7 protein-coding genes and 1 tRNA gene are annotated in these 6,499 nt (G+C 61.8%); all 8 read right to left on the bottom strand.

Features of this window, described 5'->3' with window-relative positions:
• Positions 1 to 8: 8 nt before the first annotated feature.
• Positions 9 to 1,310 (bottom strand): NADH-quinone oxidoreductase subunit NuoF, encoded by a 1,302-nt coding sequence (nuoF, locus tag V6L75_RS02435; protein ID WP_334249925.1) that lies wholly within the window; start codon positions 1,308 to 1,310, stop codon positions 9 to 11.
• 10 nt (positions 1,311 to 1,320) lie between these two features.
• Entirely contained in the window at positions 1,321 to 2,127 is an 807-nt protein-coding gene (gene nuoE / locus V6L75_RS02440; protein WP_334249926.1) for an NADH-quinone oxidoreductase subunit NuoE, read from the bottom strand.
• 61 nt (positions 2,128 to 2,188) lie between these two features.
• The gene (locus V6L75_RS02445; RefSeq protein ID WP_334249927.1) at positions 2,189 to 3,142 is read right to left on the bottom strand and encodes an FkbM family methyltransferase; all 954 of its coding nucleotides are present in this window, start codon (positions 3,140 to 3,142) and stop codon (positions 2,189 to 2,191) included.
• A gap of 3 nt (positions 3,143 to 3,145) precedes the next feature.
• A complete protein-coding gene (locus V6L75_RS02450; protein WP_334249928.1) occupies positions 3,146 to 4,330 on the bottom strand; it encodes an NADH-quinone oxidoreductase subunit D in 1,185 nt (394 codons plus the stop codon).
• Positions 4,331 to 4,341: 11 nt separating this feature from the next.
• A complete protein-coding gene (locus tag V6L75_RS02455; RefSeq protein WP_050473200.1) occupies positions 4,342 to 4,947 on the bottom strand; it encodes an NADH-quinone oxidoreductase subunit C in 606 nt (201 codons plus the stop codon).
• Positions 4,948 to 5,046: 99 nt separating this feature from the next.
• Entirely contained in the window at positions 5,047 to 5,628 is a 582-nt protein-coding gene (locus V6L75_RS02460) for a NuoB/complex I 20 kDa subunit family protein (RefSeq protein WP_334249929.1), read from the bottom strand.
• Positions 5,619 to 5,984, bottom strand: a complete 366-nt coding sequence (locus tag V6L75_RS02465; protein WP_026355734.1) for an NADH-quinone oxidoreductase subunit A — start codon at positions 5,982 to 5,984, stop codon at positions 5,619 to 5,621. The genes V6L75_RS02460 and V6L75_RS02465 overlap by 10 nt, the downstream gene beginning before the upstream one ends.
• Before the next feature lie 438 nt (positions 5,985 to 6,422).
• Positions 6,423 to 6,499: transfer RNA gene (locus V6L75_RS02470), tRNA-Asp, on the bottom strand.

Genomic DNA, 6,499 nt, shown 5'->3' on the forward strand with positions numbered 1-6,499 from the left:
GTTCCCGGTTACTCTGCCGCAGCCAAGGCCTTGGGAGCCTTGGTCTTGGCCACGTAGTCGTCAATGCGGGCCTCGATCACGGGCCTGAAGTTCTTGATCAGGCCCTGGATCGGCCATGCAGCCGCATCGCCAAGGGCGCAGATCGTGTGACCTTCCACCTGCTTGGTGACGTTGAACAGCATGTCGATTTCCTCACGCGAGGACTGGCCCTTGACCATGCGCTCCATGACGCGCCACATCCAGCCGGTGCCTTCGCGGCACGGCGTGCACTGGCCGCAGCTCTCGTGCTTGTAGAAGTAGCTCAGGCGCGCAATCGCCTTGATGATGTCGGTGGACTTGTCCATGACGATCACCGCCGCCGTGCCGAGGCCGGAGCCGAGGCCGCGCAGGGTGTCGAAGTCCATGGCCGTGTCCTTGATCTGCTCGCCGGTGAGGCAGGGAACGGACGAGCCGCCCGGGATCACCGCCAGCAGATTGTCCCAGCCGCCGCGAATGCCGCCGCAGTGCTTCTCGATGAGTTCGCTGAACGGAATGCCCAGCTCCTCCTCGACCGTGCAGGGACGGTTGACGTGGCCGGAGACGCAGAACAGCTTCGTGCCTGCATTGTTCGGCTTGCCGAGACCGGAGAACCAGGAAGCACCGCGGCGCAGGATCGTCGGCGATACGGCGATCGATTCCACATTGTTCACGGTGGTCGGGCAGCCATAGAGGCCGACGTTCGCCGGGAACGGCGGTTTCAGGCGCGGCTGGCCCTTCTTGCCTTCAAGGCTTTCGAGCAGCGCGGTCTCTTCACCGCAGATATAGGCACCTGCGCCGTGATGGACGTAGATGTCGAAATCGTAGCCGTTCTTGTTGTTCTTGCCGATCAGCCCGGCCTCATAGGCCTGGTCGATGGCAGCCTGCAGGCGCTCGCGTTCACGGATGAACTCGCCGCGCACATAGATGTAGGCGGCGATGGCGCCCATGGCGAAACCGGCAACGAGGCAACCCTCGACCAGCGTATGCGGGTCATGGCGCAGGATCTCACGGTCCTTGCAGGTGCCCGGCTCGGACTCGTCCGCATTGACCACCAGATAAGACGGGCGGCCGTCGCTGGCCTTGGGCATGAAGGACCACTTGAGACCGGTCGGGAAGCCGGCGCCACCGCGCCCGCGCAGACCCGAACTCTTCATCTCTTCGATGATCCAGTCGCGGCCCTTTTCGATCAGCCCCTTGGTGTTGTCCCAATGGCCACGCTTGCGGGCGCCCTCAAGGCCCCAGTCGTGCAAGCCGTAGATATTGGTGAAGATCCGATCCTGATCCTTCAGCATCTTGCCTCTCTCACCCCTCGTTCTTGGCTGCGGCTTCAGCAGCCTTGCGGGCGGCCACTTCGGCCTTCACACGTGCAACTGATACTTCAGCCGAATCCGGCACGCCGTTGAAATCCTTGCCGCCGCCGTTGATCGAAGGACCAGCGAAGGCATGCGAGGCCTTCTCCGCCCCATCCACCACATGCGGAACAGGCAGAACGCCCTGCGTGTCATCGGCAATGTCGGTCAGCGACGTCGGGCCGCCTTCCGGAGCGCCGAAACGGCGGTCGATCTGCGGACCCGGCGTCACTTCGCGGCCAGCGGAAATGTCGTCGATGAGCTTTTCAAGGCTCTCGGGCGTCAGATCCTCGTAGGTGTCCTTGAAGATCTGCACCATGGGCGCGTTGACGCAGGCACCAAGGCACTCGACCTCTTCCCAGGAGAAATTGCCGTCCGTGGACAGCTCGTGGGCATGAGCAGCGATCTTCGATTTGCACACGCGGATCAGATCTTCCGCGCCGCGCAGCTGGCAGGGCGTGGTGCCGCACACCTGGATGTGCGCCTTCTTGCCCACCGGCTGCAGCTGGAACATGGTGTAGAACGTCGCCACTTCCAGCACGCGGATGTGCGGCATACCGAGCATTTCCGCGATGTAGCGGATCGCCGGCTCGCTCACCCAGCCTTCGTTCTGTTCCTGTGCGCGCCACAAAAGCGGGATCACGGCCGAGGCCTGACGGCCAGCCGGGTAACGGTCGATCACCTTCTTCGCCCAAGCGAGATTTTCCGCTGTGAAAGCAAAGCTTTCAGGTTGTTCAGCGGCAAGTCTGCGAACCGCCATGGTCCTTTTCCCCGTTCCGTGCCCTGTGGGCCGCTGCCACTCCGGTCCTGCCCGCCGTCCCCTACCCTCTTGCGAGGGTTTCGAGACGGTCGAGCCAGAAGCGGCTGCGTGTGGCGAAGAAGTCGTAACCTCTGCGCCGGTTGGTCTTGATACGGTCCAGCTCACCGAGCGGGCCGAGTTCAAAAAAGTCGCGTCCGGCATGACCGAACAACCGCATTCCGCATTCCTCGCGCAGGTAGCGCGAAACGGCATGGCTGCGGTCGCTTCCATGCTCCTCGTAGATCACAAGGACATCGCGCATCAGAAGCGCCACACCACCGCGCAGCGCCTCGATCTCAACGCCCTCCACATCCAGCTTCAGGACCAGCGGCCCATCCTGCGGAATGTGTCCATCGTCCACGAGGCGGTCCAGAGTGACCGAAAGAACTTCGCCCTTCGGCTCCACACCGGCCTGAGGCACAACGGATCGCGCCTCATGCTTTGCTCCGTAGAAACGGAGCACATCGTCATCCCGTCCGGCCACCGCCCGGTTGAGGCAGGTGACCTTGTTGCCGTTCGCCGCCACATTCGCCTCAAGCAGGGCGAAACTGGCGGGATCCAGCTCGATTGCGGCCGCCTTGTGCCGGCCAAACCGCTCACTGGCCACTTTTAGTGACCAGTACCCGTAATTGGCACCACAATCGATGAAGGTGTAATCACAATCCTTCACCGCCAGCAGCACCGCCTCTACCTCTTCCTCGTAGGTATCGCGAGGATCCAGCAGAAGCCCCCAATAGCCGTCGCCATAGGGAAAGCAGAACGTCATGTCCTGCGTGAACCTGACAGCCACCTTGCGGCGGCTTGGCAGCAGGCAGCGGATCAGCCGCGCCGCATGCGAGAACCCCAGATCGTCCAGCGGCCGCAGCGCCTTGGCTGCCATCCGCGTCAGCACCAGACCTGCGTGCTCCACCAGCGTCGCATCCGAAATGGCGCCGCTGGCCTTGTCCACGCCGATCGGGGCTCCGGTCAGGTCCATGCCCTAGCGGTCGACCTCCCCGAACACGATATCGAGCGAGCCGAGCACTGCGGAAATATCGGCAAGCTGATGCCCGCGGCAGAGGAAATCCATCGCCTGGAGATGGCTGTAACCCGGCGCCTTGATCTTGCAGCGGTACGGCTTGTTGGTGCCATCCGCCACGAGGTAGACGCCAAACTCACCCTTCGGCGCTTCCACGGCGGCGTAAACTTCGCCAGCCGGCACGTGGTAGCCTTCCGTGTAGAGCTTGAAGTGGTGGATGAGCGCTTCCATCGACCGCTTCATCTCGCCGCGCTTCGGCGGCACGATCTTGCCATCGGTAGACGAGACCGGACCGGTCTCCTTGGTCAGCCGCTCAAGGCACTGCTTCATGATGCGGATCGACTGGCGCATCTCTTCCATGCGGATGAGATAGCGGTCGTAGCAATCGCCGTTCTTGCCGATCGGAATGTCGAAATCGAGGTCGCCGTAGCACTCATAGGGCTGCGACTTGCGCAGATCCCAGGCGGCGCCCGAACCGCGCACCATGACACCCGAGAAGCCCCAGGCCCAGGCCTCTTCCAGCGTCACAACGCCGATATCGACGTTACGCTGCTTGAAGATGCGGTTGTCGGTGAGAAGACCTTCAATATCGTCCAGCGTCTGCAGGAACGGATCGCAGAAATCCCAGATATCATCGAGCAACTGGCGCGGCAGATCCTGATGGATTCCGCCCGGCCGGACGAAGGCAGCGTGCATGCGCGCGCCGCAGGCCCGCTCATAGAACACCATCAGCTCTTCACGCGGCTCGAAGCCCCAGAGCGGCGGCGTCAGTGCGCCAACGTCCATGGCCTGCGTCGTCACGTTGAGCAGATGCGACAGGATGCGGCCGATTTCCGAGTAGAGCACACGGATCAGCTGCCCGCGCATCGGCACGGTGATGCCAAGCAGACGCTCCACCGCCAGGGCAAAGGCATGCTCCTGGTTCATCGGCGCCACGTAGTCGAGGCGGTCGAAATAGGGAACTGCCTGCAGATAGGTCTTCTGCTCGATCAGCTTCTCGGTGCCGCGGTGCAGCAGTCCGATATGCGGATCAACGCGCGTCACCACTTCGCCGTCCAGTTCCAGCACAAGGCGCAACACGCCGTGCGCCGCCGGATGCTGCGGACCGAAGTTGATATTGAAATTGCGAACCTGAGCCTCAGCCATGCCGCCCGCCCTTAATTCGTCGTTGCCTTCTCATCGCCGGGAAGCACGTAGTCCGTGCCCTCCCAGGGCGAGAGAAAGTCGAAGTTGCGGAATTCCTGTGTCAGCCGGACCGGCTCATAGACGACGCGCTTCTTGTCGTCGTCATAACGCACTTCCACGTAACCGGTTACAGGGAAGTCCTTGCGCAGCGGATGGCCGTCAAAACCGTAGTCCGTGAGGATGCGGCGCAGATCCGGGTGGCCGGAGAACAGGATGCCATACATGTCGTAGGCTTCACGCTCGAACCACTCGGCACCGGGGAACACGGGCGTCAGCGACGGAACCGGCGTATCCTCGTCGGTCGCCACCTTCACGCGGATGCGCTGGTTCTGCACCGGGGACAGGAAGTGGTAGACAACGTCGAAGCGCTTGTCGCGGAAGGGATAATCCACACCGCAAATGTCCGTCAGATTGACGAACTTGCAGCTCGCGTCATCGCGCAGGAAACGCACCACATCGATAATGTCCTGGGCCGGAACGGTCAGCGTCAGCTCACCATAGGCAACCTGCCACGACAACAACCGGTCCTTCAGCGCCAGCCCGATATGCTCGCCGAGTTCCTTCAGCGTCTCGTCCATCGTTTTGTTCCCGACCCTTCCGGACCTGACGGCGCGGATCCCTCAACCCGCGCCCTTGCATTCTACAAAGTGCTGCCCGGGCCTTGCGCCCGGACGGCCTTAGCGTTCGATCGTGCCTGTACGGCGGATCTTTTTCTGCAGCATCAGCACGCCGTAAAGCAGCGCCTCTGCCGTCGGCGGGCAGCCCGGAACATAAATGTCAACCGGAACGATACGGTCGCAACCGCGCACCACCGAATAGGAATAGTGATAATAGCCGCCACCATTGGCACAGGAGCCCATGGAGATGACATAGCGCGGCTCCGGCATCTGGTCGTAGACCTTGCGAAGCGCAGGCGCCATCTTGTTGGTCAGCGTGCCGGCAACGATCATCACGTCCGACTGGCGCGGGCTGGCACGCGGTGCAAAGCCGAACCGCTCCGCGTCATAACGCGGCATCGACATCTGCATCATTTCCACGGCGCAGCAGGCCAGGCCGAAAGTCATCCACATCAGAGACCCGGTACGGGCCCACTGAATGAGGCTCTCGGTCGAGGTGACCAGAAAGCCCTTGTCGGCCAGCTCGTCATTGACCTGCATGAAGAAGGCATCGGAAGCCCCGACGGGCTTGCCGGTGGCCGGATCGATCACACCCTTCGGAGCGGGTGCGACCAGCGTGCCCGAAGACGTGGTCAGTCCCATTCCAGAGCCCCCTTCTTCCACTCATAAATAAAGCCGATGGTCAGCACACCGAGGAAGGTCATCATCGACCAGAAGCCGAGCCAGCCCAGATCCCCGAACACAACGGCCCAGGGGAAGAGGAAAGCCACTTCCAGATCAAAGATGATGAACAGGATCGACACCAGATAGAAGCGCACATCAAACTTCATGCGCGCATCGTCAAAGGCGTTGAATCCGCACTCGTAGGCCGACAGTTTTTCAGGATCCGGCTTGGAATAGGCCAGCAAAAACGGCGACACCAGCAGCGCCAGGCCAATGACCAGCGCAATACCGATGAAGACGGCAATCGGGAGATAGTCCCGCAACAGATCTTCCATGTCTTTCGCGTCCTTGCACTTGGCGGGCCGGATCGGGAGGAGATCCGGTGCTTCCGGCACGTGCCCCACTCATAGGAGTACGACTCGAGCCTGTCAAACGCCCCGATTTTACCAACATGCGAGCGCACGCTTAGCTCACGCGCATGACCAACGCAAGTGCCGAAAGCAGAAGGCGCAATGGCTTGCGCAAGCCAGAAAGCATAAACAGCTCCGGAAAGGCCCGTCACCCCTGCGGCAGCACCGCAACCCGCATATCCTGTTAATGGGCACCTAGTGCGGAAACCCCACAGGAAAAGGCCTCCCCAAAACCATACACCGCGGCCAACCGCCGCACCGGCCGCTGCCCGCCTGCCCAGCCGGGCAAGAATTTCATAAACGTGGAAATTTTTAGCAGACATGAAAAAAAACCCGCAAGGGGGCTTTATCAAGTTTCGTAAGTGGCGCGAGTGACGGGGCTCGAACCCGCGACCTCCGGCGTGACAGGCCGGCACTCTAACCAACTGAGCTACACCCGC

Origin of the sequence: Pannonibacter anstelovis (assembly GCF_036881715.1) — a bacterium.
Lineage (GTDB): Bacteria > Pseudomonadota > Alphaproteobacteria > Rhizobiales > Stappiaceae > Pannonibacter > Pannonibacter anstelovis.

Bases quoted from the DNA above. Each gene is read 5' to 3' on its own strand.
- nuoF (WP_334249925.1), bottom strand. From the start codon at position 1,310: ATGCTGAAGGATCAGGATCGGATCTTCACCAATATCTACGGCTTGCAC.
- nuoE (WP_334249926.1), bottom strand. From the start codon at position 2,127: ATGGCGGTTCGCAGACTTGCCGCTGAACAACCTGAAAGCTTTGCTTTC.
- V6L75_RS02445 (WP_334249927.1), bottom strand. From the start codon at position 3,142: ATGGACCTGACCGGAGCCCCGATCGGCGTGGACAAGGCCAGCGGCGCC.
- V6L75_RS02450 (WP_334249928.1), bottom strand. From the start codon at position 4,330: ATGGCTGAGGCTCAGGTTCGCAATTTCAATATCAACTTCGGTCCGCAG.
- V6L75_RS02455 (WP_050473200.1), bottom strand. From the start codon at position 4,947: ATGGACGAGACGCTGAAGGAACTCGGCGAGCATATCGGGCTGGCGCTG.
- V6L75_RS02460 (WP_334249929.1), bottom strand. From the start codon at position 5,628: ATGGGACTGACCACGTCTTCGGGCACGCTGGTCGCACCCGCTCCGAAG.
- V6L75_RS02465 (WP_026355734.1), bottom strand. From the start codon at position 5,984: ATGGAAGATCTGTTGCGGGACTATCTCCCGATTGCCGTCTTCATCGGT.